The sequence below is a fragment of the Amycolatopsis sp. PS_44_ISF1 genome, from assembly GCF_032335455.1.
GTDB lineage: Bacteria > Actinomycetota > Actinomycetes > Mycobacteriales > Pseudonocardiaceae > Amycolatopsis.
This window is the reverse complement of the sequence record NZ_JANUXO010000003.1, coordinates 718,683-744,130: the sequence shown is the minus strand read 5'-3', so window position 1 is coordinate 744,130 and position 25,448 is coordinate 718,683. Positions and strand designations below refer to the sequence as shown.

The 25,448-nt window shown below is 71.5% G+C and carries 24 protein-coding genes; 9 read left to right on the top strand and 15 right to left on the bottom strand.

What is annotated here, in order from left to right:
- The first annotated feature begins 72 nt into the window (after positions 1–72).
- Positions 73–1,512: a cation:dicarboxylate symporter family transporter gene (locus tag NYF13_RS29710; RefSeq protein ID WP_396287746.1), complete on the top strand. Its 1,440-nt coding sequence runs from the start codon at positions 73–75 to the stop codon at positions 1,510–1,512.
- 54 nt (positions 1,513–1,566) lie between these two features.
- Positions 1,567–1,734: a hypothetical protein gene (locus tag NYF13_RS29705; protein ID WP_315661210.1), complete on the top strand. Its 168-nt coding sequence runs from the start codon at positions 1,567–1,569 to the stop codon at positions 1,732–1,734.
- A 108-nt stretch (positions 1,735–1,842) separates the two neighbouring features.
- Here the strand turns inward: NYF13_RS29705 and NYF13_RS29700 are convergent, their stop codons facing one another.
- The 4 genes from NYF13_RS29700 to uvrA form a co-directional block, all read right to left on the bottom strand.
- The gene (locus tag NYF13_RS29700) at positions 1,843–2,289 is read right to left on the bottom strand and encodes an SRPBCC family protein (protein WP_315661209.1); all 447 of its coding nucleotides are present in this window, start codon (positions 2,287–2,289) and stop codon (positions 1,843–1,845) included.
- Positions 2,286–2,675, bottom strand: coding sequence for a hypothetical protein (locus tag NYF13_RS29695; protein ID WP_315661208.1), 390 nt, complete (start codon positions 2,673–2,675; stop codon positions 2,286–2,288). Before NYF13_RS29695 ends, NYF13_RS29700 begins: the two co-directional genes overlap by 4 nt.
- A 33-nt stretch (positions 2,676–2,708) precedes the next feature.
- Complete coding sequence (locus NYF13_RS29690) at positions 2,709–2,927, bottom strand: hypothetical protein (protein ID WP_315661207.1); 219 nt, start codon at positions 2,925–2,927, stop codon at positions 2,709–2,711.
- A 111-nt stretch (positions 2,928–3,038) separates the two neighbouring features.
- Positions 3,039–5,900: an excinuclease ABC subunit UvrA gene (gene uvrA, locus NYF13_RS29685; RefSeq protein WP_315661206.1), complete on the bottom strand. Its 2,862-nt coding sequence runs from the start codon at positions 5,898–5,900 to the stop codon at positions 3,039–3,041.
- Positions 5,901–6,347: 447 nt separating this feature from the next.
- Here uvrA and NYF13_RS29680 point away from each other — a divergent pair, with 447 nt between their 5' ends.
- Complete coding sequence (locus tag NYF13_RS29680; protein WP_315661204.1) at positions 6,348–7,025, top strand: MBL fold metallo-hydrolase; 678 nt, start codon at positions 6,348–6,350, stop codon at positions 7,023–7,025.
- Positions 7,026–7,234: 209 nt separating this feature from the next.
- The gene (locus NYF13_RS29675; RefSeq protein ID WP_315661203.1) at positions 7,235–8,308 is read left to right on the top strand and encodes a beta family protein; all 1,074 of its coding nucleotides are present in this window, start codon (positions 7,235–7,237) and stop codon (positions 8,306–8,308) included.
- A gap of 42 nt (positions 8,309–8,350) precedes the next feature.
- Here NYF13_RS29675 and NYF13_RS29670 read toward each other — a convergent pair whose 3' ends face one another.
- The 5 genes from NYF13_RS29670 to NYF13_RS29650 form a co-directional block, all read right to left on the bottom strand.
- A complete protein-coding gene (locus tag NYF13_RS29670) occupies positions 8,351–11,488 on the bottom strand; it encodes an ATP-binding protein (protein ID WP_315661202.1) in 3,138 nt (1,045 codons plus the stop codon).
- Positions 11,488–12,183: a hypothetical protein gene (locus NYF13_RS29665; protein ID WP_315661200.1), complete on the bottom strand. Its 696-nt coding sequence runs from the start codon at positions 12,181–12,183 to the stop codon at positions 11,488–11,490. The genes NYF13_RS29670 and NYF13_RS29665 overlap by 1 nt, the downstream gene beginning before the upstream one ends.
- Entirely contained in the window at positions 12,183–13,259 is a 1,077-nt protein-coding gene (locus NYF13_RS29660) for a hypothetical protein (RefSeq protein ID WP_315661199.1), read from the bottom strand. The genes NYF13_RS29665 and NYF13_RS29660 overlap by 1 nt, the downstream gene beginning before the upstream one ends.
- Positions 13,249–13,779: a DUF4365 domain-containing protein gene (locus NYF13_RS29655; protein ID WP_315661198.1), complete on the bottom strand. Its 531-nt coding sequence runs from the start codon at positions 13,777–13,779 to the stop codon at positions 13,249–13,251. The genes NYF13_RS29660 and NYF13_RS29655 overlap by 11 nt, the downstream gene beginning before the upstream one ends.
- Positions 13,780–14,095: 316 nt before the next feature.
- Entirely contained in the window at positions 14,096–14,893 is a 798-nt protein-coding gene (locus NYF13_RS29650; RefSeq protein WP_315661197.1) for a DUF1684 domain-containing protein, read from the bottom strand.
- 177 nt (positions 14,894–15,070) lie between these two features.
- Here NYF13_RS29650 and rnhA point away from each other — a divergent pair, with 177 nt between their 5' ends.
- Both rnhA and NYF13_RS29640 read left to right on the top strand, forming a co-directional pair.
- On the top strand, positions 15,071–15,550 hold the full coding sequence (gene rnhA / locus NYF13_RS29645) for a ribonuclease HI (protein ID WP_315661196.1): 480 nt from the start codon (positions 15,071–15,073) through the stop codon (positions 15,548–15,550).
- A gap of 731 nt (positions 15,551–16,281) precedes the next feature.
- On the top strand, positions 16,282–16,662 hold the full coding sequence (locus tag NYF13_RS29640) for a YchJ family protein (protein WP_315661194.1): 381 nt from the start codon (positions 16,282–16,284) through the stop codon (positions 16,660–16,662).
- An 81-nt stretch (positions 16,663–16,743) separates the two neighbouring features.
- Here NYF13_RS29640 and NYF13_RS29635 read toward each other — a convergent pair whose 3' ends face one another.
- Entirely contained in the window at positions 16,744–18,159 is a 1,416-nt protein-coding gene (locus NYF13_RS29635) for a carboxylesterase family protein (RefSeq protein WP_315661193.1), read from the bottom strand.
- 81 nt (positions 18,160–18,240) lie between these two features.
- On the opposite strand from NYF13_RS29635, the gene NYF13_RS29630 reads away from it, so the two are divergent.
- Positions 18,241–20,118 carry a Na+/H+ antiporter gene (locus tag NYF13_RS29630; RefSeq protein WP_315661192.1) on the top strand — a complete coding sequence of 626 codons (1,878 nt, stop codon included), beginning with the start codon at positions 18,241–18,243 and terminating at the stop codon, positions 20,116–20,118.
- Between the two features lie 27 nt (positions 20,119–20,145).
- On the opposite strand, the gene NYF13_RS29625 is transcribed toward NYF13_RS29630, so the two are convergent.
- On the bottom strand, positions 20,146–20,361 hold the full coding sequence (locus tag NYF13_RS29625; RefSeq protein WP_315661191.1) for a hypothetical protein: 216 nt from the start codon (positions 20,359–20,361) through the stop codon (positions 20,146–20,148).
- Positions 20,362–20,497: 136 nt separating this feature from the next.
- On the opposite strand from NYF13_RS29625, the gene NYF13_RS29620 reads away from it, so the two are divergent.
- Positions 20,498–21,184, top strand: coding sequence for a histidine phosphatase family protein (locus NYF13_RS29620; RefSeq protein WP_315661190.1), 687 nt, complete (start codon positions 20,498–20,500; stop codon positions 21,182–21,184).
- On the opposite strand, the gene NYF13_RS29615 is transcribed toward NYF13_RS29620, so the two are convergent.
- From NYF13_RS29615 to NYF13_RS29605, 3 genes are all read right to left on the bottom strand, one after another.
- Positions 21,181–21,939, bottom strand: a complete 759-nt coding sequence (locus NYF13_RS29615; protein ID WP_315661189.1) for an ABC transporter permease — start codon at positions 21,937–21,939, stop codon at positions 21,181–21,183. The two genes, NYF13_RS29620 and NYF13_RS29615, sit on opposite strands and share 4 nt — an antisense overlap.
- Positions 21,940–21,989: 50 nt before the next feature.
- A complete protein-coding gene (locus NYF13_RS29610; RefSeq protein ID WP_315661188.1) occupies positions 21,990–22,481 on the bottom strand; it encodes an MmpS family transport accessory protein in 492 nt (163 codons plus the stop codon).
- Positions 22,482–22,710: 229 nt separating this feature from the next.
- Positions 22,711–23,109 (bottom strand): NUDIX domain-containing protein, encoded by a 399-nt coding sequence (locus tag NYF13_RS29605; RefSeq protein WP_315661187.1) that lies wholly within the window; start codon positions 23,107–23,109, stop codon positions 22,711–22,713.
- Positions 23,110–23,137: 28 nt separating this feature from the next.
- On the opposite strand from NYF13_RS29605, the gene NYF13_RS29600 reads away from it, so the two are divergent.
- Complete coding sequence (locus NYF13_RS29600; RefSeq protein ID WP_315661186.1) at positions 23,138–23,935, top strand: helix-turn-helix domain-containing protein; 798 nt, start codon at positions 23,138–23,140, stop codon at positions 23,933–23,935.
- Here NYF13_RS29600 and NYF13_RS29595 read toward each other — a convergent pair.
- Positions 23,923–25,416: an FGGY family carbohydrate kinase gene (locus tag NYF13_RS29595; RefSeq protein WP_315661185.1), complete on the bottom strand. Its 1,494-nt coding sequence runs from the start codon at positions 25,414–25,416 to the stop codon at positions 23,923–23,925. The two genes, NYF13_RS29600 and NYF13_RS29595, sit on opposite strands and share 13 nt — an antisense overlap.
- Between the last annotated feature and the right edge of the window lie 32 nt (positions 25,417–25,448).

The following is a 25,448-nucleotide window of genomic DNA, read 5'->3' as shown; positions in this document are numbered from 1 at the left end:
TACCAGCACACCCGGGCCGGGCCGGCGGGACCGGTGTCCGAACCGGACGCCGACGGCGTTCACGTGAACTCAATGAACACAACGGTGACGCTGGTCATATCCTGCCCGCATAGTGACCGACGTTCCACCCCCCTCGAGCTGGAGGCAACGGTGCCTGCACCACCGACCCCCGACACGTCCGCGCCCCGGCGCGACCGGACGCGTTACCTGTACCTGGCCGTGATCGTCGCCGTGGTCCTCGGCATCGCCGTCGGGCTGATCTTCCCCGGCGTCGGCAAGCAGCTGGCCCCGCTGGGCACGGGCTTCGTCAACCTGATCAAGATGATGATCTCGCCGATCATCTTCTGCACCATCGTGCTGGGCATCGGTTCGGTCGCGAAGGCGGCGAAGGTCGGCAAGGTCGGCATCACCGCGCTGGTCTACTTCATCGTGATGTCGACGTTCGCGCTCGCCATCGGCCTGGTCGTCGGCAACCTGCTGCACCCGGGCGCCGGGCTGCACCTGAGCCCGGCCGACGTGTCCAAGGTGCACGACCAGGCCAAGGGCGCCGAGAGCGGCGTCGACTTCGTGCTCGGCATCATCCCGACCAGTTTCGTCTCGGCCTTCACCGAGGGCCAGGTCCTGCAGACGCTGCTGGTCGCGCTGCTGGCCGGGTTCGCGTTGCAGAAGCTCGGCCCCCGGGGCGAGCCGATCCTGCGCGGGATCGAGCACATCCAGCGGCTGGTGTTCCGCATCCTGTCGATGATCATGTGGGCGGCGCCGGTCGGCGCGTTCGGCGCGATCGCCGCCGTGGTCGGCGCGACCGGCTGGGGCGCGCTGCGCAGCCTGCTGGTGATCATGCTCGGCTTCTACCTGACCTGCCTGGTGTTCGTGTTCGGCGTGCTCGGCGCGGTGCTGTGGCTCGGCGCGCGGGTGAACGTGTTCAAGCTGCTCAAGTACCTGGGCCGCGAGTTCCTGCTGATCCTGTCGACCTCGTCCTCGGAGTCCGCGCTGCCGCGGCTGATCGCGAAGATGGAGCACCTGGGGGTCAGCAAGCCGGTCGTCGGCATCACCGTGCCCACCGGCTATTCGTTCAACCTCGACGGCACGGCGATCTACCTGACCATGGCGACGCTGTTCATCGCCACCGCGCAGGACGCGCCGCTGGCCCTGGGCGAGCAGATCACCCTGCTGCTGTTCATGATCCTGGCCTCGAAGGGCGCGGCCGGCGTCAGCGGTGCCGGGATCGCCACCCTGGCCAGCGGACTGCAGTCGCACCGGCCGGAACTGGTCGACGGCGTCGGGTTCATCCTCGGCATCGACCGGTTCATGTCCGAGGCCCGCGCGCTGACGAACTTCGCCGGCAACGCCATCGCGACCGTCCTCATCGGATCGTGGATGAAGGAGTTCGACCGCGCGAAGTCCGAGCGGGTGTTCGCCGGTCACGCCCCGTTCGACGAGACGAGCCTGCTCGACGAGACCCCGCCGCCCCCCACCGCGCCGAAGCCCGAGCCGGTCGCCGCAGGCAGCTGACCCGGTCCGCGTCCGCCGGCCCGTTCCGGGCGGCGCGGAACGCCGGCTGGGCCGGTGGTCCGTGAGCGTCCCCCGTGCTCACGGACCACCGGCCTGGTCTTCTTTCCCGGCACTCGGTCTTTTCCCGGGCTGACCGCCCCGTTGATCATCTCGAGCACCGGTGACGGCCACCGCCGCGACCTCGCGCACGGCCGGCTGACCCGCGTCGACGTGCTGGTCTGAGAGCGCTCGCCGTCGCAGTACTAGCCAGCCGTCAATTGCGCGCGGCGGGTCGGGCAAGTCCCGGAAGGCCACCTCGTCCAGGTCCGGCGCGGTGGCCTCCGAGCAGCTTCACCGCCGGGCGAGGTAGGCGGCCAGGCCGCGGTGGCCCCGGCGCATCATCCACTCGTGGTTCGCCCGGAAGAACGGCCGGGCCACCACGTTCAGCTTGCGCAGCAACGGTTTCCGGGCCCGCACCTGCTGGGTGATGACCAGCCGGGTACCCGCCCCGACCGGCTGCAGGTCACCGGTGAGGAAGCCTTCGAGGTCGCCGCTCAGCCCCACGCGGACGTGACCCGCGACCAGGTCCTGCCGCTCCCGGTGCATGGCGATGACGATCCGGTACGGCAGCCGCGAGCGGCAGACCAGCTCCGCGGTGTCCTGGTCGAGCCGGCGCACCGACCGGACGTCCGGCCACCAGCGCGGATAGGACTCCAGGTCGACCAAGGCGTCGAAAACCCGGTCCGCGGGCGCGGACGGCAGCCACCAGGTGCTCCGGAAGCGGTAGTCGGCGCTCATCTGAGCTCGATCCAGCTCAGACCCGAGCCGAGAAGAGATCGCGGAGCTTCGAGCAGGTCGATCCCGACCTCGCCGGCGCCCGCCGGAGCCACGATCGCGGCCCGTTCGAGCCGAAGCTCAACCCGGTTCCCAGCCGTCCGCCGCACTCCCGTGGCGACGTTCGTCGCGGCCGTGTCGCGAGGGCCAGGGATCTGCGTTGCCAGGGTGAGCGGCGCGGTCGGCCGCCCAGTCACCCTCACCCCAGTGTGAGCACGGCTATCCCAACAGCCGCCGTGACAGGGTGCGCACGTCACCAGGAACCTTCCGAAATCCTCGCCGCCCACCCGATCGAACACATCCAGGACGGAGGCGCCGAGCCGCGTGCGCTCCTGCTCCACCGCGCTCATCGCCCTGCCTCCGTCCCAGTGGCGATCCCCCGGCTAACCGGCCTCCCGCGATAGTAGATCGCGACGAGGGAGCCGAACACTACGACCCAGGTGCCCCGGACATGCGGCTGGTGCCCCGGACAGGGCGGTCATGACCACGGCGATCACGACCACAACGGTCACGACCACGGCGATCACGACCACAACGGTCACGACCACGGCGATCACGACCACGGCGGCCACGGCCACAACGGTCACGACCACGGCGGCCACGGCCGTAGCCGCCTTGCCCAGTGCTACCGGACCGGTGCACCCAGACCACTGCGCCCCGGGCCCGGAACCCGCACCCGGCGGCGACCCCGGCCGGCCCCGCCGCCGAGGGGGTCAAGCCGGGTTCAGCACGGTGCGGAGGTACTCACCGGTGTAGCTCTCCGCGACCTCCGAGAGGTACTCGGGGGTGCCCTCCGCGACGACCGTGCCACCGCCCGAGCCACCCTCCGGGCCCATGTCGATGATCCAGTCGGAGGTCTTGATGACGTCGAGGTTGTGCTCGATCACGATCACCGTGTTGCCCTTGTCCACCAGTCCGTTGATCACCCCGATCAGCTTGCTGATGTCCTCGAAGTGCAGCCCCGTGGTCGGCTCGTCGAGGATGTAGACCGTCTTGCCGGTCGAGCGCTTCTGCAGTTCGCTCGCCAGCTTCACCCGCTGCGCCTCGCCGCCCGACAGGGTCGGCGCGGGCTGGCCCAGGCGGACGTAGCCGAGACCGACGTCGACCAGGGTCTGCAGGTGCCGGTGGATCGCCTTGATCGGCTCGAAGAACGCGGCCGCCTCTTCGATCGGCATGTCCAGCACGTCGGAGACGGTCTTGCCCTTGTAGTGCACCTCGAGGGTCTCGCGGTTGTACCGCGCGCCCTTGCAGACCTCGCACGGGACGTAGACGTCCGGCAGGAAGTTCATCTCGATCTTGATCGTGCCGTCGCCGGCGCACGCCTCGCAGCGGCCGCCCTTGACGTTGAACGAGAAGCGCCCCTGCTGGTAGCCGCGCACCTTCGCCTCGGTGGTGGCCGCGAACAGCTTGCGCACGTGGTCCCACACGCCGGTGTAGGTGGCCGGGTTGGACCGCGGGGTCCGCCCGATCGGCGACTGGTCGACGCGCACCAGCTTGTCGACGTTGCTCAGCCCGTTGACCCGGGTGTGCCGGCCGGGCACCTGGCGGGCGCCGTTGAGCTTGTTGGCCAGCACTTGGGCCAGGATGTCGTTGACCAGCGTGGACTTGCCCGAGCCGGACACCCCGGTGACCGAGACCAGGCAGCCGAGCGGGAACGACACGTCCAGCCCGCGCAGGTTGTGCTCCCGCGCGCCGACCACCGTGAGCTGCCGCTTCTTGTCGACCGGCCGCCGCAGGGCGGGCACCTCGATCCGGCACCGCCCGGACAGGTAGGCCCCGGTGAGCGACTCCTTGTTCTTCAGCATCTTCTTGTACGGTCCACTGTGGACGATGTGGCCGCCGTGCTCGCCCGCCCCCGGGCCGATGTCGACCACCCAGTCACTGGAGCGGATGGTGTCCTCGTCGTGCTCGACCACGATCAGCGTGTTGCCGAGGTTGCGCAGCCGGGTCAGCGTCTCGATCAGCCGGTGGTTGTCGCGCTGGTGCAGGCCGATCGACGGCTCGTCCAGCACGTACAGCACGCCCACCAGCCCGGAGCCGATCTGCGTGGCCAGCCGGATGCGCTGGGCCTCGCCGCCGGACAGGGTGCCCGACGCGCGGTCGAGCGAGAGGTAGGTGAGCCCGACATCGAGCAGGAAGCGCAGCCGCGCCTGGATCTCCTTGAGCACGGCGCCGGCGATCATCGCCTCGCGCTGGCCGAGCACCAGCTCGTCGAGGAACCGCGAAGCCTCGTCGATGGACAGCGCGCAGACCTCGGCGATCGACCGCTCGCCCTGCGTGCCGTGCTCCAGCGTGACGGCCAGGATCTCCGGCTTGAGCCGCGTGCCCTGGCAGGTCGGGCACGGCACCTCGCGCATGTAGCCCTCGTACCGCTCGCGCATGTACTCGGACTCGGTCTGCTCCTGGCGCCGCTCCAGGAACGGGATGACGCCCTCGAACGCCGCGTAGTACGAACGCTGGCGGCCGTAGCGGTTGCGGTAGCGGACGTGCACCTGCTCGTCGACGCCGTGCAGCACCGCCTTCTGCACCCGCGCGGGCAGCCGGCGCCACGGCGTGTCCATGCGGAAGCCGACCGCCTCGGACAGCGATTCGAGCAGCCGGATGAAGTAGTCGGCGCTCTGGCCGCCGGCCCACGGCGCGATCGCGCCCTCGCCCAGTGAGAGCTCGTCGTCCGGCACCACCAGCTCGGGGTCGACCTCCTTGCGGATGCCGATACCGGTGCATTCCGGGCACGCCCCGTAGGGTGAGTTGAACGAGAACGAACGCGGCTCGAGGTCCTCGATGGCCAGCGGGTGCCCGTTGGGGCAGGCCAGGTTCTCCGAGAACCCGCGCACGCGGTGCGTGTCGTTCTCCGGCAGGTCGACGAACTCCAGCTCGACCAGCCCGTCGGCCAGCCGCAGCGCGGTCTCCACCGAGTCGGTGAGCCGCTGCCGCGAGCTGGTCTTGACGCTCAGCCGGTCGATCACCACGCCGATCTGGTGCTTCTCCTGCTTCTTCAGCTTCGGCGGGTCGGTGAGCGGGTGCACCGTGCCGTCGACGACCACGCGCGCGTAGCCCTGCTGCTGCAGGTTCTGGAACAGGTCGAGGTACTCGCCCTTGCGCCCGCGCACCACCGGCGCGAGCACCTGGAAGCGGGTGCCCTCGTCCATCTCGAGCACCTGGTCCACGATCTGCTGCGGGGTCTGCTTGCTGATCAGCTCGCCGCACTTGGGGCAGTGCGCCTTGCCCGCCCGCGCGTAGAGCAGCCGCAGGTAGTCGTAGACCTCGGTGATCGTGCCCACGGTGGAGCGCGGGTTGCGCGAGGTGGACTTCTGGTCGATCGACACCGCGGGCGAAAGCCCCTCGATGAAGTCGACGTCGGGCTTGTCCATCTGCCCGAGGAACTGCCGGGCGTAGGCCGACAGCGATTCGACGTACCGCCGCTGACCCTCGGCGAAGATGGTGTCGAAGGCGAGGCTCGACTTGCCCGACCCGGACAGGCCCGTGAACACGATCAGGCTGTCGCGGGGCAGGTCGAGATCCACGCCGCGGAGGTTGTGCTCGCGGGCACCGCGAACAACGAGGCGATCAGCCACGCCCACGTCCCTTCAGTTTCATTCTCAGCTGCGGTGGCCGGCCCGGTGGAGGTCGTTTCCGAGCGGCCGCGCCCATGCTAAGGCGGACCACCGACAAAAACCGGGCTCCACGGTCCTGACCTGTAGTTTTAGGGCTTCCAGCCGGGTCGTCGACCCCCTGGGGAGCGGGTCGCGGCGAGCATCCGGCCCGGCGGCCGGAGTACCAGTCGAAGACGATACGAGACCCCGACGGGCCTGGTGACCGCCGGGGCGGCAGCGAAAGGAAGACCGGACAAGTCCGCTGCCCAGGATACCGATCGCGACGAGCGACCGTCGGTACGACCCGGCACCACCCGGACCGGTTCGGATGCCGCACGATCGAGTGGAACCACGACACTCAAAGTGGTCATCGCGACCCGACGCGTGCCGGTGGAAGCGAAGACGCCACCCCGGCTACCGTGTGCTCTTGTGAACATCGTCGACTCTTACACCGGGCACGTCGAACCGGGCGGCGACGCCGCCCGGCGCACGCTGGACGCGCTGACCATCACCAAGATCTCGGTCGGTCCGATGGACAACAACGCGTATCTGCTCGTGTGCCGCGCCGAGAACGAGGCCCTGCTGATCGACGCGGCGGCCGACCCGGAGCGCATCTCGGACCTGATCGGGCACGGCCCCGAGCGCCCGGCGCTGCGCACCGTGGTGACGACCCACCAGCACCAGGACCACTGGCAGGCCCTCGGCGCGGTGGCGGGCGCGAACGGCGCCAACACCGCGGCGCACCCCCTGGACGCCGATCCCCTGCCGATCCCCCCGGACTTCCTGGTGGAGCAGGGCGACGCGCTGAAAGTGGGCCAGGTCACCCTGGAGGTGATCCACCTGCGCGGCCACACCCCGGGCTCGATCGCCCTCCTCTACCGCGACCCCGCCGGCCACCCCCACCTCTTCACGGGCGACTCCCTCTTCCCAGGTGGAATCGGGAAGACTGGCTCGCCTTCGGACTTCAAGTCCCTGCTGGACGACGTGTCTTCCCGGCTGTTCGACGAACTACCGGACGACACCTGGTTCTACCCGGGCCACGGCGACGACTCGACGCTGGGCGCGGAGCGCCCGAAACTGGCCGAATGGCGCGAACGCGGCTGGTGAGCCCGATCGGGCTGCCTGCACCTGGTGACAGGTGCAGGCAGACCAGTCTCGTTTCCTGATCTCTGCCCAGCCCCCTCCGGTTACTCCCAGCAATACCTAGATCACCCGCAGGTCGGCTCCCGCCACTCGCCCAGAGGACAGCTCTCAGCTCGAAAGTGCCCGACACTGGGAACTTCGAGCCGTATCGCCGTCCACTGGGAGGCGGGCGAATGCACCCAGGCCGCTCGCTGGTGACGGTCAAATGCAAGAGCGGGGAGCTCAGCGCGCTCCGCAATCTCAGCTCTCCGGATGACGCCCGAGCAGACGTGATCGTCGAACTGCTCGACTCCGTCAGCCCCTCCGGCCGAATCCTGCCTGCACTCATCAGTGCGGCGGTCAACCTGGCGAATTTCGGCCGGACCTTGTGGCTGGACACGACCTGGCTCACCCCCACCAGCCCGCTGGCCGAGCAGCAGGGCGGGGCGCTCGAGTACCTCGACGAACTCATCGAATCCGCGATAGCGGCGAAACTCGGGCTTCTCGGCCTCGATCGTCCCGGCTTGATCCCGGTCGTCCCGATCGACGCTCCGGACGACGAACTGCGCCGGACCCGGCTGTTGATCGAGCATCAGGACCGTGAGGTCGTGATCCGGATCCGCCGCCCGAACCGGTCCGCCCACGAGCTCGGCGAAAGGATCCGCTCGGTCATGCGTTTGACCGGCACCCGCCCCGGGCGCGTGCGCGCGGTGATCGATGCAGAATTCGTCGAAACCGTGAGCACCCGTCAGGTGGCTGCGATCACGGCCACCGTCACGACGGCGTCGGATCTGCTCGGTCCCGGTGCGGCCCAGCTTCTGGCCGGATCGATCCCGCGCACCCGAGATACCTACGCCACGATCCTGCGTGACCGTCCGGAGGTAACTCTCTGGGAAGAGGTATGCGAGGGCAGCTCGGGCGAAGTCGGCTACGGCGATTACGGCGTGACGCACCCGGTACCCCCCGCAGACGGCGGCAACGCCCGGAGCCCCTCCCCCTATCTCTGCTACACGGTGCCTCGAAAGACCGTAGTACTGCGGCGGAAGCTGGAGGAGGGCGACGGGGCGGCCGAGTCGTTCGCCGACTTGGTGGAAGAACTGGTCGAGCGAGACGACTTCGCGGGCCCCGACTATTCCTGGGGCGATCGTGAATTGACGCAGTGTCGGCGCACCGGTGGGAAGACCGCCGGGGCGGTGTCCCGATGGATAGCCATGGCTACCTCGCACCACCTTCAGCACGTGTCGCACCGGACTGCAGAAGACCTCTGACCCACCGCGCGGCACCGCGTTCGACCGGCCGAGCCCAGAAGATCACCGTCGCGCGCGTTCGACCACCTCGTCCCCGGTGAGCGTCGTGGCCGGGTGGTGGCTCAGGCAGAACGGCGGCTGGACCTTCTGGAACCGGATGCCGTCGCTGGTGACGTAGAACGTGCCCGGGGCCAGGGTGGCCAGATCGGTCAGGTCGCGGCCCTTGTTCCGGGCCAGTTCGCGAGCCGCTTCGATGTGGGCGGAGGTGTTCTGGCGGCCGAAGAACTGGGTGGTCGCGTTGCCGGAGATGCGGCTGTGCACGGCCTTCGGCGCCTGCGTCGCGAGGATCATGCCCAATCCGTACTTGCGGGCCTGCGAAGCCAGCCGGATGCTGCTGTCGGTGCTGGCCGCGTGGCTGGTCGACGGAGCCAGGTCCTGGGCCTCGTCCATCACGAGCAGGCCGCCGAGCGGGCGGTCCTTCGCCGGGTGCTTCTTGATCCAGGCGAACAGCTCCAGTTGCAGCCGGTTGACGAAGCTCTGCTGCTCCTCGCGGTCCGGGATGCCGTCGAAGTTCACCACCGACACCCGCGCGCGCCGGCCCTCCGACGGGTTCAGCAGCGAGCCCGGTTCGACCGGGTTCGCCGAGCGGCGCAGCGCTGGGTCGTTCACCTGAGCGGTGCGGAGGTTCTCGGCGAGGTCGGACGCGATGGTGCCGGCGTTGGCCAGGCCGCTGACGCTGTCCGGAAGATCGGTGAGCACGGCGATCAGCCCGTCCAGGCTCCGGCCGCCACTCTTGGCGTAGTACTGCAACGCCTGCCGGAGCACCGCCCGGCCCCGGTCCGCCTTCGCGGTCCTCCCGGACGCCCGGGCACTCGACGACAGCGACGCCACCGCGGCGTTGATCGCGAATTCCAGCTCGTCGGGATCGTCCAGCACGGTCGCGAAGTCCGGCAGCGGCGGGAAGCTCAACGGCCGCCCGTTCAGCTTCCCCGGCGTCCACACCACCACCTCCGTGCCGCGCAGGTACTCCTCGGCCTTCCCCCGGTCCCCGTCGTGCCAACCCGCCGGCGGTGACGGCCACGGGTCCCCCAAGCGGGCGAGGTCGTTGTTGAGGTCCAGCACGATCGAGGAAACGCCGTGCAGCGCACACTCCTCGATCAGCCGCCGGATCAGCACGGTCTTCCCGGAGCCCGAACCGGCGAAGATCATCACGTGCTTGCGCAGGGTTTCCAGCGGCACACCGACCGTCGAGCCGTCCGCGGCCAGCCGGCCCACCGGCACCGTGGGAACACCGGGAGGCGCCACGGACGAGAGGGCCGGGACGGGCTCGTCCGGCGTCTCGACCGCCGGGGTGACGGGGAGCCCGGCGGGGAGCACCGGAAGCACCGTGGACAGCAGCTCACTACCGGACGCGGGCCGACGCGCGCCGAGCCAGTCGAAGAACCCCGGCCGCTGCTCCTGCGACATCACCAGCAACGCCGAAAAGATCCGCAGGTCCGGTTCGGTCACCGGCACCGAGAGACCACCGGCCACGGTCATCTTCTTCAGGTGTTCCTGGGTGGCTGCGCGCTGCGCCCACGGGGTGTTGCGGATCAGCACGAGATGCCGCTCGGCGCCGTCGTGGATGCCGGACGCGGTGATGGCGTTCTTCAACCGGCTCACCGCGGTGCGCCCGTCGTTGCTCGAAACCGCGCGGAAGGACCACCGCTCCTCGTCCTCTTCGTCCTCGTCGAGGATCAGCCGGAGCCGGACGTGCAGCGGGGGCCGCCGCCCCGCGGCCGGCGGATCGACCACCCATTCGCCCTCCGCCCCGCGCTCCCGGGCCCACGCCGCCAGCGCGGCCCGCAGCAACGGGGGCATCGCCTCGTCTTCGTGGTCGGGGTCGAGCGGGCGGCGCACGTCGGCGGCGGCCTTCAGCTCGGCGAACCGGGCGTCGAACGGGGCGAAGTCCTCTGTGGACGGCAACGGCAGGTCACCGGAGACCGCGCCGTCGAGCAGAGGCTCCGGTTCGGCGTCCTCGTCGAAGGTCACCAGCTCGCGGATCTCCCCGCTCTGCAGGCACGCCTCGGCGTGGCGGGAGATGCGGTTCAGCGCCTCGCGCGGGGTCTGCGTCCTGATCCCGGCGAACGCCGAGGACGCCACCGGCCAGGCCGGGTGCGGCGGGCTGAACGAGATCCGCTCGTAGGTCCGCCGCAGCCAGGACTCCACGAGCTCCTGGCCGACCCGGTCGTCCGGGATCCGCGACAGCGTGGGCGAAACGGTGAACCGGTCCCGCACCGACGCCACCGCCTTCGTCCTGATCAGCTCCCAGGTCTTGGGCAGGCAGGCGACCACCGTGAGGGTTCGCCGGGTCTCCTCGTGCAGCAGCATCAGGCCGTCGGCGACGTCCTCGATCCGGCTCTCGGACTCGTCGTCGTCCGGTTCGGCGGTGAGCTGGCCGGTCTGCTTCCGGGACTGCGCGACGAAGGTGTCGATCTGGTCCACGGCGATCACGCACGGGCCGGTCAGCGCCAGCAGCTTGGACACGTCACCGACGACCTCCCGCGGCGAGGGCGCGGTCGCCCGGAACCCCCAGGTCCGCCGGTCTTCGGGGTCGATCTCCTCGGCCGAGTGGAGCCGGTCCTCGCCGACGGTGTTCAGCCGTGAGGCGTCCGCCGCCAGCAGGACCAGCGCGCGGGCGACGTCCTGGCAGTCGAACGCCACCCGCCGGTCGTACCGCTTCAGCGCGGCGATGAACTGGTCCAGCTCACGCGGGGTCAGCTCGATCTCGCCGCGCACCGCCGCGGCGACCGGCGGGGGCACCTTCGCCAGCGCGCAGATCCGTTCGAGGAACACTCCCAGCTGGTTCTGCCCGGCCCGGCCGTCCTCCATCAGCCCGTGCAGGACGGCGTCGGCGATGTCCGCCCAGAACCCGCTCACGTCACCGAGGTTGCTGAGGAAGAAGTAGCCCTCGGCCCGCAGCTGCTGGCGGAACCAGCCGAGCAGGTGGGTCTTGCCCGCGCCGTGGCGGCCGTTGAGCACGACCCCGATCGGGCTCGGCCCGGTGCTGTCCGCCGCCGCCCGCAATCCCTTGCCCAGCATCACCTGCGCCGCGGTGTTCAGCGAGCTGACGTGGACCGGCTGCGCCGTCCAGACGTGCTCCTGGGTCAGCGCGGAGTCGGCGCGCAGCGCTTCCAGCGCCTCCCGGGGCCCGGCGCTCATCACTCGGCCATCGAAAGGAGGTGGTTGTCCTCACTGCCGATCCGGATCGCGGCTTCGCGGTCCTCGGCCCGGAGCGTCTTCTGGTTCTCCTCCGGGATGAGCGTGACGCCGTTGCCGTCCAGGTCCTTGAGCACCCGGTCGAGCTCGGCCCGGGGCACACCCGCGAGCTGACGGCGCAGGTCGGTGAGGCGCACCCAGGCACCGGGCTCGGCGGCCAGTTCGGTGTAAGCCTGGCGTACCCGGTCCGCCGTGGCGGGTTCCTCGACCGGCTGAAGATTCTCCGCGGCTTCGGGCACCTCGATCACTTCGGTTACCTCGGCGACTTCGGTCGCTTCGGTGGCTTCGGCGGTGAAGAGCGCGTCGATGGCGAGCCGGTGGGCGCTGAGGTACCGGTCCAGCGCCGCGGTCATCCGGTAGACGACCCGGTCCAGCGGAGCCGGTCGCTCACCCGGGGTCGAGGAGAACTCGGCTCGGCACCAGGTCCAGCCCCGCTCGGTGAGCACATGGTCGAAGGTGCGACCCGACTTCTCGCTGGTGACCAGCTTCTCGGCGTTGAGCACCCGCCGGTCCTCACCGACGATCCGCAGCCCGCAGCACTGGTCCAGCTCCAGGTTGGAGATCTTCCGGGCCTCGGCCATCAGCGCGTACATCAGCGTGCGCTGAGGATTGTTCAGCTTCGGCTTGTCCTGCGGCATCAAGACGCTCCTTGCGAATCGGGGTCGAGCACGGTGAAGCCGGTGGGGTCGAGCACGTGCAGTTCGGTTCTCCGGCGGCGGAAGGTGACGGCGCCCTGGACCCGGACGCGGCGCTCCTGCTGGTGCGCGACGATGGCGGCCTCGTAGGTGCGGCGGTCGGGCAGCCGCACGTGGAACCTCCGGCGCAACGTGCCGGGCAACGGGCGGTCGGCGCTGACGTCGATCGCCCAGTGGTCGCGGTCCAGGCGCGGGACGAGACCCGTGACGCTCACGAAATCGGGCGCCCCGGCCACGGTCACGACCTCGTCGGCCGGCTCGGATGACCGGAGTTGCTCGGCGGCGGCCCGCAACCGGTCGCCGGCCCCGGGTTCGAAGCGGTAGGTGGCCGGCGGCAGCTCGACCGGCAGGCGGCGCGACCAGCCGAAGCCGATTTCGAACGGCTGGTCCTCCGACCGGTCGGACAGCGAGCCCAGCGCGTCGCAGAGGTCCGGGGAGAGCGCCGTCCCGGTCGGCAGCGCGTCCGGATCGCTGAGCGCGGAAACCGCGCCGTGCAGCTGCCGGGTGACGAGCCGGCCCGGCGGCGGCCCGGGACCGTCGGCCTCGCCGAGCGGCACGCGGACCGGGACGATGTAGCTGCCGGCCCGCCCGGCGCCGACCTGGACCCCGGACAGGAAGCGCTCGACCGCCGTGGGATTCCCGCCCCCGTGCCGGTCGCCGAACACGGCGTGCGCGGCGGCCCGGATCGTGTCGTTGACCCCCAGGACGGCCGCGATCGCGTGGCGCAGCGTGGTGATCCCGGAGATCCGCGACCCGAACCGGAACTGCTGCCGGTCGACCGGGACCGAGCCGATGTCCTGGCCGATCTCCACCGGGGCCCGGTCCTCGACCTCGGCGAGCACGTCGAGGATCTCCCGTACCCGCAGGTCACCGTCGCCCATGCCGTCGCGGGCCGGGACGAGGACGTCGTGGCCGCCGTGGGTCCAGATGGACGCGCCGCGCCAGCGGAGCGAGCGCTGGTGCCAGCCGGCGCCCCGCAGGTAGTCCTCGATGTCCGAAACGCCGAGTTCAGCCGTCATGGGGCGCTCCGTCCAGCGGGTGCACCGAGCCGACCAGCGCGCGCAGGCTGTGGACGGTCAGCACGTTGGCGACCGGCACCCGCACGGACCGGTGGCGATCGGGACGGGGGCCGGCGACCGGGGACTCGTCGCGGCCCGACCAGTAGTAGGCCAGATGCCGGAACAGCATTCCGTCCGTGCGGAATTCGGCGTACTCCCCGCTTTCCTGCGGCACCCGGACCAGGACCAGATACCGCGGGATGGTGAAGTCGTCCCCCGCGAGCCGGTTGAATTGCACCTCTGTGATTCCGGCGTAGTCCCATTCCGCTGCGGATGGCGCATCGAAGGAGTCCGGCCACGCCTGAATCTGCACTTCGATACCCGGCGAAGCGACACCGTTCACCCGGCCGGGGAAACGAATTCCGAGGTCGATCCCATCGCGCTCGAGGTCGTAGGGGCGCACGGACAGACCGGCGGCGGAGGCGAGCGTGCGGACGTAATCCGCACAGAAACCACCTTGACGAATCAAGGATTCCAGCACAAAACCTCCCCCGGCGGTGATCATGCAGAGCGGCGGGGCAGAGCTTACGCAGGAGGTCTATCGGCTGTCAGCGCAGAGAACCCGGATGGACCACCGGCGACAACGATCGAGAAACGAAACCCGATGACCGGCCGAACCCGATGCCGGGTAATTATTTCCGGACAAAAACCGGACAGAAACCGGAAACGCGCAGGTCCGCCGAACCGGGACGACCGATCGCCCGACCCGGCGGAATGATCGACTTCACCTCACCCGCGCTATTGACGGCAGAATTGTCTTGACCACGCTTCGCCGGGGAATGGCAGAATCGGCCGATTCACGCGCGCTCGTACGGGACCTTCTCCCCCGCCTCCACCGCGAACGGCAGGCGGTTGCCCTCCGGCGGGAGCGGGCAGGTGGCGAAGTCGGTGAAGGCGCAGGGCAGGTTGACGGCGCGGTTGAAGTCGAGCGTGACCGTCCCGCTGCCGGTCCCGCTGTCGGACGGAGCGGCGACCGGGAGCGAACGGTTCGCGGCATAGGTGGTGACGCCGCTGGTGGCGTCGGTGAAGAGGATGGTGAGGCCGCCGTTCCTGCCGTTGAAAGCGGTGAGCGTGTGCTCGGTGCCGTCGCGCGTGAAGCGGACCCGGCCAGGCGCGGTGTAGACGTGGCTGAGCCCTTCGACGACCGCGCCGACGGTGGTGGGCCGCGGCGAGCCGAACGGTTCGAACCGCGTGCTCACCACCCAGCCGGGGTCCGGCTCGTACGACGGAACTCCGCGAAACGCCTGGAGCACCGGCGCCTTCGGATCGTGCACGCGGATCAGGTAGCCGGACCGGCGGGCGATCTCGATCTCGCGGTCCCCTGCCGTCACCCGCGTGCCGGCCCCGCTGTTGACCAGTTCGAACCGGTGCACGGCGGTGATCGGCCGGCCGTCGTGGAGCAGTTCGCCTCCGCTTGGGTCGACGTATGCGGCGTTCTCGTCCTGCCACCACCGTCCGGGCAGCCCGGCGTACTCGCGCGGGGCGTCCTCCAGCCAGTCGAGCGAGACGAGCGCCAGCCACCCGTGCGGATCGGCCAGGCCGGTTTCGCGCTGGGTCTTCCAGTCCTGCCACTCGCGGGCGAAGTCCACGGTCATCACGTGCCCCTTCCGTCGGCGCTGCTGCCGGTGGCAACGCCGGGGAAAGTGCGGCATTCCGGCTCCCACCATGCGGGCAAGCCGGCCGTACCGGAGCGCGGGCCCGAGACCCCGGCGGTGATCGAGGCCCGGCCGAGCCTCCGCGGCTTCCCCGGACCGGCTCGATAGGGTCGCCGCGTGGCGGAGGACAACGAACAGGCTGTCGAGATCTACACCGACGGCGCGTGCAGCGGCAATCCCGGCCCGGGCGGCTGGGGCGCGTACCTGCGGTACGGCCGGCACGAGCGTGAGCTCTACGGCGGCGAGCCCACGGTGACCACCAACAACCGCATGGAGCTGATGGCGCCGATCCAGGCGTTGGAGAGCCTCAAACGGCCCTCGGTGGTGCGGATCTACACCGACAGCACCTACGTGCGCAACGGCATCACGCAGTGGGTGGCCCGCTGGAAGAAGAACGGCTGGCAGACCCAGGCCAAGCAGCCGGTCAAGAACGCCGACCTCTGGCAGCGCCTCGAATCCGCGGGCGAACGGCACCAGGTCGAGTGGCTGTGGGTGAAGGGGCACGCGGGTCTGCCGGAGAACGAGAAGGCGGACCAGCTCGCCGTGCGCGGGGCGAAGGAAGCAGCGGAATCCGGAGTGCAGCGCGCCCGACGGTGACGCCGACCGGCCTGGTCAGACCGTTCGCTGGACCCAAACGGCGGTGGCCGGGCTGGGTGGGCGGACCGGGCGGAGCAGCGGGGCATGGGGTAGCCGAGCTGGATTCGGGTGGGCCGGGGGCGCTGGGCCGCATCGGGCGACCGGGCCGGGGTGACCGGGCCGGCTCGGGTGACCGGGTTGGGCCTGGGCGACCGGGTTCGCGGAGCGGTCGGGTTGCTGGTGTAGCCGGGTTCGTGAAGCAGCCAAGTTGGCGAAACGGCCGGGTTTGCGGAGCGGTCGGGTTCGCGAAACGGCCGGGCCGGCGAAGCAGCCAGATTGGCGAAACGGTCGGGTTGACGAAGTAGCCGGGTCGGCGAAGTGGCCGGGTCGGCGAAGTGGCCGGGTTAGCGGAGCGGCTGGGCCGGCGAAGCGGTCGGGTTGGTAGACCGGCCAGGTTGGGGTGAACCAAACCGGAGCGGGCAGGACTGCCGGGCCAAGGTTGCCTGGCCCGGATGGTGGATCGGCCCGGAGCCAGCGAGGCTGACCGCCCTCGACCCCCGCCCCGACTCCCGGTGGGCAGCGGGCAGCGGGCAGCGGGCAGCGGGCAGCGGGCAGCGGATCGACGACACCACACCCGCGGGCCCGTGCGCCGGGAGATGACGGCCGTGCAGCCCGGGATCGACAAGCGTGGGCGCGGCCCACTTCGCCACCTGGATCGAACCGGCGCGGGCGGTGCAGCCACAATCGGTCGCGTGAGTACTTCCTGTCCCTGCGGCCTCGGTGAGCCGTACGACCTCTGCTGCGGACGGTTCCACGACGGCAGCCAGTCCGCGCCCACCGCTGAGCTGCTGATGCGGTCGCGGTACTGCGCGTTCGCCGTCGGGGATTCCGCGTACCTGCTGCGGACCTGGCATCCGAGCACGCGGCCCTCGCGCCTGCGGCTGGACGGCCGGCAGAAGTGGACCGGACTGGAGATCATCGGGCGGACCGGTGGCGGGCTGCTCCAGAACGAGGGCACGGTCGAGTTCCGCGCGCACTACCGGCTCCGGGGACAGTCCGAGGCGCAGCACGAGAACAGTCGCTTCCTCCGCGAAGCCGGGAGCTGGTTCTACCTCGACGCGCAAGCGGGCTGAACCAAGCGGTGAAACAGCGCACCGCCCGGGGGCTGCTTGTTCCATCCCGGCCGCAGCCGCCTAGATCCCGGCCGGCCCACCTCACTTCCACAACAATCGCTGCTCCCGGTTCGGGTCCGGCACCGTCCGGGTGTCGTCGTCGAACAGGCGGGTCCACCGGTGGGACGGTTCGTAGCGGGGCCAGCCCGGGGTGCCGGTGGTGATGAAGGCCAGCCAGGCGTCGAACATCTCCGTGGCCACCCGCTGCAGGCGGGCGGGGTCCGGTTTGCAGCCGGCGAGCAGGAAGCGCCAGTTCCGGTTGGCCACGTCGTCGAACATCAGCAGCAGGTCGAGGCCGTGGGGGGCGCCCAGGCCGTGGCCGCGCGGGGCGAGCCGCCAGTCGAGGCGGTACATCCAGGCCGCGCCGCCCGCCGCGTGCTGGGTCTCGGCCAGGCGGATCGCGGGCAGCCACCAGTCGCCGGCGGTCCGGGCGCGGTTGCGGGCCTGGTCTTCGGGCCAGTCCGGCAGCAGGACGCGGTAGGCGGCGGTCATCCGGTCGATCGTGGCCGCGTCGAGCATCGTGGAACCCGAGCCGAGCAGCTTCGCGCCGCCACGCTGCAGCCAGGAGAACAGGTCCTGCTCATCGGCCGTGGTGCCGGTCAGCAGCCGGACTTCGCGCGCTGCCCCCGAGGCGACGGCCTCCCCCGGGCGCTGCGGCAGCAGCGCACCGTCCACGACCACACGGTAAGTCACCAACGTGCCCGACGCGGCCGAAACCCGTTGCTGAGCCTCGAGAATCCGCTCCACCGGCAGAGTGGCGAGCGCCCCGGCCGATACGTCCAGGTCGGCCAGCACGGCTGCGGCCACCGCCGCGCCCTCGGCCGGGGTGTGCACCACCGAGCCGACCCCGGTGCCACTCTGCACGATCGCCTGCCGGAACAGCCCGCGCGCGGCCGGCACCGCGAGCAGCGTGCCGACCGTCCGGCCCCCGTTCGACTGACCGGCCAGGGTGACCCGCGCCGGGTCACCGCCGAACGCCCCGGCGTTGTCCCGCACCCACTCCAGGGCCAGCACCTGGTCGCGCAGCGAAAGGTTCCCGTCGGACACCCCCGGCAGGTGCAGCAGGCCGAGCACGCCCAGGCGGTACGCCACGGTCACCACGACCACCCCGCGCCGCGCGTAGGCCGACGGGTCGAACTGGTGCGGCGCGCCCATCACCCCGCCCCCGCCGTGGATCCACACCAGCACCGGGTGCGGACCGGGCTCCCGCGGCGCGTACACGTTCAGGTACAGGCAGTCCTCGTCGCCGGTGAACCCACGCCCGGTGATCTCGGGCTGCGGGGCCCGCGCCGCGAAAGCCACCGCCTCGCGGACCCCCGCCCAGGCGGGTGCCGGGCGCGGCGCACGGAAGCGCAACGGGCCCACCGGTGGCTCGGCGTAGGGCACCCCGAGCCACACCGCCACGCCTTCCCGGACCTCACCTCGCACGGCCCCGCCGCGCACCTCGACTGTGCTCACGCTGGGCAGCCTAACGATCACCACCGACAGTTCCGGGCTCCCGCGAGCACGAACCCCAGACCCGCGGGTGATGATTACCCCGTGGAGATCGGGGCAGGGTTGGTCGGGCTGGTCGTGACGGTCCTCCTCGTCACGGCGGCGGCGCGGCGGCTGGACTGGTCGGCGCCCCTGTGCCTGGTGGCGGTGGGGGTCGGCGCTTCGTACGTGCCGGGGGTGCCGGAGTTCCAGCTCGACCCCGAGGTCGTGCTGCTCGGGCTGCTGCCGCCCCTGCTCTATTCGGCCTCCATCCAGACCTCGCTGATCGCCTTCCGCAAGCTGCGCGGGCCGATCGCGCTGCTGTCGGTGGGCCTGGTCGTGTTCACCACCTTCGGCGTCGGCCTGGTCACCTGGATGGTGGTGCCCGGGTTGCCGCTGGCGGCCGGCGTCGCGCTGGGCGCGGTGGTGGCGCCCCCGGACGCGGTGGCCGCGAGCGTCGTGGCCCGCCGGGTCGGCATGCCGCGCAAGCTGGTGCGGCTGCTGGAGGGCGAGAGCCTGTTCAACGACGCGGCCGCGCTGGTCGCCCTGCGCACCGCCATCGCGGCCATCGCCGGCTCGGTCGCGTTGTGGCAGGTCGGGCTCGACTTCCTGCTCGCCGCCGTGGGCGGGGCCGTGGTCGGCGGCGTGATCGGGGTGGTGGCGTCCTGGGTGCGGGCGCGGATGGACGATCCGGTCAGCGACACCGCGCTGTCGTTCGCCGTGCCGTTCGCCGCCTACCTGGCGGCCGAGGCCGCGCACGGTTCGGGGGTGCTGGCGGTGGTCGTGGCCGGGCTGATCCTGGGCCACCGCTCGCCGCGGATCCTGTCCGGCTCCTCCCGGCTGGCCAGCCGGCTCAACTGGCAGACCGTGCAGTTCCTGCTGGAGAACCTGGTCTTCCTGCTGATCGGCCTGCAGTTGCGCCGGATCCTGGCCGAGGTGGGCAAGAGCGGGCTGTCGTTCGCGCAGCTCGTGGGCATTTGCGCGGCCGTGCTGGGCGCGACGATCCTGACCCGGGTGCTGTGGATGACCGGCATCGGCCTGTCCAAGCGGCTCAGCCGCCGCCTGCACTCCGGCCGGACGAAGATCTGGCCCTGGCGCTACTCCGCGGTGATCGCCTGGGCCGGGATGCGCGGGGTGGTCACGCTCGCCGCCGCCTTCGTCCTGCCCGCCGACACCCCGCAGCGCGCGGTGCTCGTGCTGGCCGCGTTCGTGGTGGTGGCCGGCACCCTCGTGGTCCAGGGCATGTCGCTGCCCCTGCTGGTCCGGCGGCTGCGGCTGCCCCGGCCGGACCCGGCGGAGGACGCGCTGCAGGAGGCGGCCGTGCTCAACGACATGACCAGCGCGGCCCTGGCCCGGCTGGAGGAGCTGCGCACGCCCGAAGACTCGCCCGAGGTGATCCAGCGGCTGCAGGACCGGCTGCAGTACCGCGCGGACTCGGCCTGGGAGCAGCTCGGCCGGCAGAGCACGCTCGCGGAGACGCCCAGCGACGCTTATCGTCGTCTGCGCCTGCAGTTGCTGGAGGTGGAACGCGCGCAGTTCCTGGCCGCCCGCGACAACGGTACCGCCGACGACGACGTGTTGCGGCGGGTGCTGGCCCGGCTCGACATCGAGGAGTCGATGTTCGATGTCGACGAGGAGGAGCCCCAGGTGGAAGCACGCGAGCTCAGCACCCCGGCCGCCACCGCCGGCTCGTGCAAGCACCTTTCGCACGAATGGAAGCAGGTCGACGCGAACACCGCCGACAGCTGCGCGGCGTGCCTCGAAGAGGGCACGACCTGGGTGCACCTGCGGATGTGCCTCAAGTGCGGCAACGTGGCCTGCTGCGACTCCTCGCCCCGCAAGCACGCGACCCGGCACTTCCACGACAGCCGGCACCCGGTGATGCGCAGCTACGAGCCCGGCGAGACCTGGCGCTGGTGCTTCGTGGACCTCCAGCTCGGCTGAGGCAGCGGCGAGGCGCCGTCCTGTAGGTCACCGGAGCCGCAACGCGATGACGGCGATGGTGACCTCGGCCTGGTCGCAGGCGGCGTGCTTGGCGCAGCGGGTGGCCGGGTCACGGAACTGTTTGAGCCGGTCGAAGCACCGCTCGACCACGTTGGGCTGCCCGGAGACCTTGTTGTCGAAGGCCGTTGGTCGCCCGCGGTGGGAGCCTGTAGCCGCTCGGCGGGCGACGCTGATGCCGTCCAACAACGGATTATCGCCCGCCTGACCCGGTGTCAGCAGGAAACGCAGCGGTAGACCACGCCCGTCGACAGCGAGAGGGATCCTGGTGCTCAGCCAGCCCAGCTCAACCACGTACAGGACACGCCCTAGGGTCGGGGCCATGAGCACGCCCGAGCAGGAAGTCGAGTACCGCCAGTTCCGGTTCGCCCCGCCGCCCGGGTCCACCGAGATCTTCCTGGTGCGCCACGGAGAATCGATGCCCGCGCGCGCCGGCGCGCCGTTCGACCTCGTGGACGGCCAGGCCGATCCCGACCTAGCGCCGGAGGGCCGCGAGCACGCCGCCCGCGTCGGCGCCCGCCTGGCCGGTGAACGCATCGACGCGCTGTACGTGACCACGCTGCGCCGCACCGGGCAGACCGCGGCGCCGTTGGCCGAGAAGCTCGGCCTGACTCCGTCGATCGAGCCGGACCTGCGCGAGATCCACCTCGGCGACTGGGAGAACGGCCTCTTCCGCCGCTACACCACCGAAGGCCATCCGATCGTCGAACGGCTGTGGGCCGAACAGCGCTGGGACGTCATCCCGGGCGCGGAGTCCGACGAGGTGTTCGGCGCGCGGGTCCGTGCGGGGCTGCTGCGGATCGCCGAGGCGAACCCGGACCGCCGCGTCGCGGTGTTCACCCACGGCGGCGTGATCGGCGAGGTGTTCGCGCAGGCGAGCCGCGCCGTCGACCGCTTCACCTTCCTCAACGCCGACAACGGGTCGGTTTCGCATCTGGTGGTCGAGGGTGCCCGGTGGACCGTGCGGCGGTTCAACGACACCTCGCACCTGCAAGCCCCGCTCGGCTAGCCCCGGGCCTTCGGTTCGTCACGCCGGATCCGGCCGGCCGCGACGAGCTGGACCGTGGTCAGCACGGCCACCGCTTCGGCGGCGAGCAGGCCGAGCAGCACCAGCACCTGCGTCGTACCTGCCTGCAGCGGGCTCGCGCCGCCCAGCAGCACGCCGACGTACGCGCCGGGCAGGGTGACCAGCCCGACGGTGCGCGTCTGGTCCAGGGCGGGGATCAGGGCCTGCCCGGCGGACGGGCGGCAGATCTCCAGCGCGGCCGCCCGGGGCAGGAAACCCAGGGCCAGCGCGGCTTCGTACTCGCCGTGCCGCTGTTCGAGCTCGTCGAGGGCACGGCGGGCGGCCTGGGAGGTCGCGGTCATCGTCCCGCCGATCACGATCCCCGCGATCGGCACGACGGCGATCGGCCGGGCCGGGACGACCCCGGAGCCCATCACCAGCGCGAGCACCGGCCCCACGCCGGAGGCGATCGAGGCCGCCACCCACGCCAGCCGCCGCCGCGCCCCGATCCGCGAGGCCGAGGTGAACACCGCGATCGAGAACATCAGCAGGACGAACAACGCGGTGAGCTCGCCCGAGCGCAGGATGACCGCGATCACCAGCGAGACCAGCGAGAGCTGGGCGACCGCCCGCACCGCGGCGATCAGCACCGCCCGCCCCGGCCCCAACCGCCCGAAGTGGACGACGGCGCCCCCGGCCAGCGCGAGCACGGCCAGCACCACCAGCAGGGCGGGCCCGAATCCGATCACGGCGTTCACCCCGGTGATCCTGCCCGAACCGGGCGGTCGGCGGAGGCGCCGCGCGGGGCTTACGCGGTGCAGCTGAGCTGGCGCCCCGGCCCCGAGACGGACTTCTCGGCCACCAGCCCGCCGTCCACGAGGATGCGGCAGGTCAGCGTGCCCGGGCCGGCGTTCTGCGCGGCCAGGCTGGAGAATGCGGCTTCGCCGGCCGGGCCGGTGTGGGTGATCGTGACCGACCACGGGACGGTGACCGCGGCGAGCTGCTCGAGGTCCGCGCCCCCGGCCACGTAGGTGAGGTTGCGGGCGTTCTGGCCGAGCAGCTGGTAGACGACGATGTGCGAGGCCGTCTGGACCACCGGCTCGGCCTTGGCGACGTCGACGACCGGGGTGGCCGGGCTCCCGCCGGACCGGGGCGAGGTCTTCGGCATGACGCAGGCGGCCACGGCGAACGCCACCGCGATCACGCCGATCACGACCACGGCGCTGCCGGACGTCCGGGCCCGGACGGGACCGGGGTGCCCGGGGGTGGGTTCCGAAGGGGTCGCGGTGGGAACACTCATGGAGAGGTCTTCTCTCGTTCGAGCGCACTTCCATCGAGTACGACGTCTACTTCTCGTTCGGACGTCACTCGGCGTTAGCCATTATCGGGAAGTTATCAGTACTTCACCCTTTCGGGTGCGTTGGCTGATCACCGAACGGCGATCTACCACGAAGAATGACGATAACGGCAGTGTTCCGTCTTGCCCCTACCGGTCGCGGAGCGTGACCGGCAGGGGCACCGGAGGCCGGTCAGTCCACCAGACCGGCCTCGGCGAGCATCCGCAGGACCCGCTGCCCCGCAGGCGGGCACGCAGCCGCGTCGACCGAGCTCAGCCACGCCGCCTCGGCGATCTCCGCCGCGGGAGCCGGCTCGCCTTCGTGGCCGGCGGTGTAGCAGGTCATGCGCACGCGGCGGCCGTCGGCGAACCCGTCGGCCTCCTCGTCGAGCAGAGCGAAGAAACGGAAGCTCAGCGGGTCCAGCTCGACGCCCAGCTCTTCGCGGATCTCGCGGCACAGGCCGGCCACGTCGCCTTCGCCCGGCTCCCGCTTGCCGCCGGGGAGGTAGAACTTCGCCTTGCCGCTGGTGCGGACCGAGAGCAGCCGCCGGTCCTGAACGTGCACCCAGGCCAGCGCGTCGATCGGGGTCATGGCCCACATTCTGTCGTACCCACCGGGGATGATCCCCGCTGTGTTCTCCGAAACCGCGCCACCCGAGACCGAGTACGCCGAGTCCCCGCCGCCGGCCCCGCTGCGGGCGCTGGTGCGCTGCCTGTGGCGCTCGGCCCCGAGCGGGCCGCGGCGGATCGTCCCGGACGGCTGCCTGGACCTGGTCGCCGGGGCCGGCCAGGTGTTCGTCGCGGGCCCGGACACCGGGGCCTGGTCCTCGTCCACCACCCCCGGCGCGGTGCTGCACGGACTGCGCTTCCGGCCCGGCACGGCACCCGGCGTGCTGGGCGTCGCGGCCGATGAGCTGCGCGACACCCGCGTTCCGCTGGCCGAGCTGTGGGGCCGCGAGGGCGCGGTGCTGGCCGAGCGGGTGCTGGAGGGCCGGCTCTCGCTGGCGGAGCTGGTGCGAGGGCGCCCCTCGGAGCCCGATCCGGCGATCATGGCCATGATCGAACACCTGGAGCGGGGACCGTCCCGGGTCGGCGCGCTCCCGGCGCCGCCGAACGAACGGGACCCGTCCCCCCTCGCCACCATCCCACTGCCACCGGGCCGGCGAGGCCCATCCCCTCTCGACGCGCGGCAATCACCCCTGGGTGAGCGGCAGCTTCGGCGGCGGTTCACCGTCGCCGTCGGCTACGGCCCGGCCACCTACCTGCGAATCTCCCGGTTCCAGCGGGCGATCGCGGCCGCCCCGCGCACCACCGGTCTCGCGGAGCTGGCGGCCGTGGCCGGGTACGCCGATCAGGCCCACCTGGCCCGCGATTGCCGTGCCTTCAGCGGTTCACCGCCCGGCAGCTACTTCTCCTGAGCCGCCGCCCGCTGGTGTGCGGCGAGGAAGTGCTGCAGTTGCACCGTCGCCGGGTGCAGGGCGCGGTAGCGGGCGTAGAACTCGTCGTAGACGTCCGCGCGCGCCGGATCCGGCTCGACCACGGTGGCGACCGGGTTCCACGCGTCGATGTCGGGCTCCAGTCCCACCGCGACGGCGGCCAGCAGCGCGTCGCCGAACGCCGCGCCGATCGTCTCGGCCGGCACGTGCTGGCGGGCCCGGGTCACGTCGCTGACGATCTGCGTCCACACCCGGCCCTGGGTGCCGCCGCCGACGGCGACCAGCCGGCGGCCGTCCGCCTCGCCCATTGCCTCCAGGTTGTGCCGCACGCCGTACGCGGTCCCCTCCAGCGCCGCGCGGTACAGCTCGGCGCGGCCGTGCGACATCGTCAGACCGGCCACCACCCCGCGCGCGTCCGGGTCCGGCACCGGCGTCCGCTCCCCCGCGAAGTACGGCAGCATCAGCAGCCCGCGGCTCCCGGCGGGCACCGCGCCGGCCGCGGCGACCAGCTCGGTGAACTCGCCGGCGAACAGCTCGCGCAGCCAGTCGGTGATCGCGCCCGAGGTGGCCATTCCCGCGGCCAGCGAATACGTGCCGGGGAACGCGCCCCGGGTCGTCCACAGCCCGGGCACCGGGCGGGGCCGCGCCGCGGTCTGCACCAGGAACATCGTGGTGCCGTACATGACCATGGTGTCGCCCGGCGCGCGCACGCCGGCGCTGGCCGCCTCGGCCCAGGCGTCGACCGTGCCGGCGGTGACCGGCAACCCGGCCGGGAGCCCGGTCTCGGCCGCCGCCGCGGCGGTCACGGTGCCGGCCACCTCGGTCGGCCACGCCAGCCGCGGCAGCGCGACACCGGGGGCGACCAGACGCGCCCAGTCCTCGGCCCACCCGCCGGCCCGCAGGTCGTACATCGGGTCGCACTGGCTGGCCGAATGGTGGTCCAGCACGTACTCGCCGGTCAGCCGCAGCACCAGGTACGAGCCGGCCATGAGGAACCGCTCGGCCCGCGCGGCCACCTCCGGCTCGTGCCGGGCCAGCCAGCGCCACTTGGGCCCGACGGCCTGGCTCGACAGCGCACTGCCGGAGCGCTCCACGATGGACTGCTCGCCCAGCTCGGCGGTCAGCTCGGCGATCTCGGCCCCGGCCCGCGTGTCCACGCCGTAGAGGATCGCCGGGCGCAGCGGGCGGCCCTCGGCGTCGGCGGGCAGCAGCACCGGGCCGATACCGCTGACCGCGAGCCCGGCCAGCGGGCGGTCGCCGGCGGCCGAGGTCAGCTCCCGGCAGAGCGAGCGGAAGTCGGCCCACCACACCGTCTCCGCGTCGTGCTCGAACCAGCCCGGGTGCGGGCGGGAGGTGGTGTGCGCGCGGCCGGCGCGCGCCAGTATCGTCCCGTCCGCACCGACCAGGACGCCCTTGGAGCTGGACGTGCCGATGTCGATACCGAGCAGCAGGCCCGGATCCACCGCGACTCCCTGGGTGAGGCTACGGTAAACGA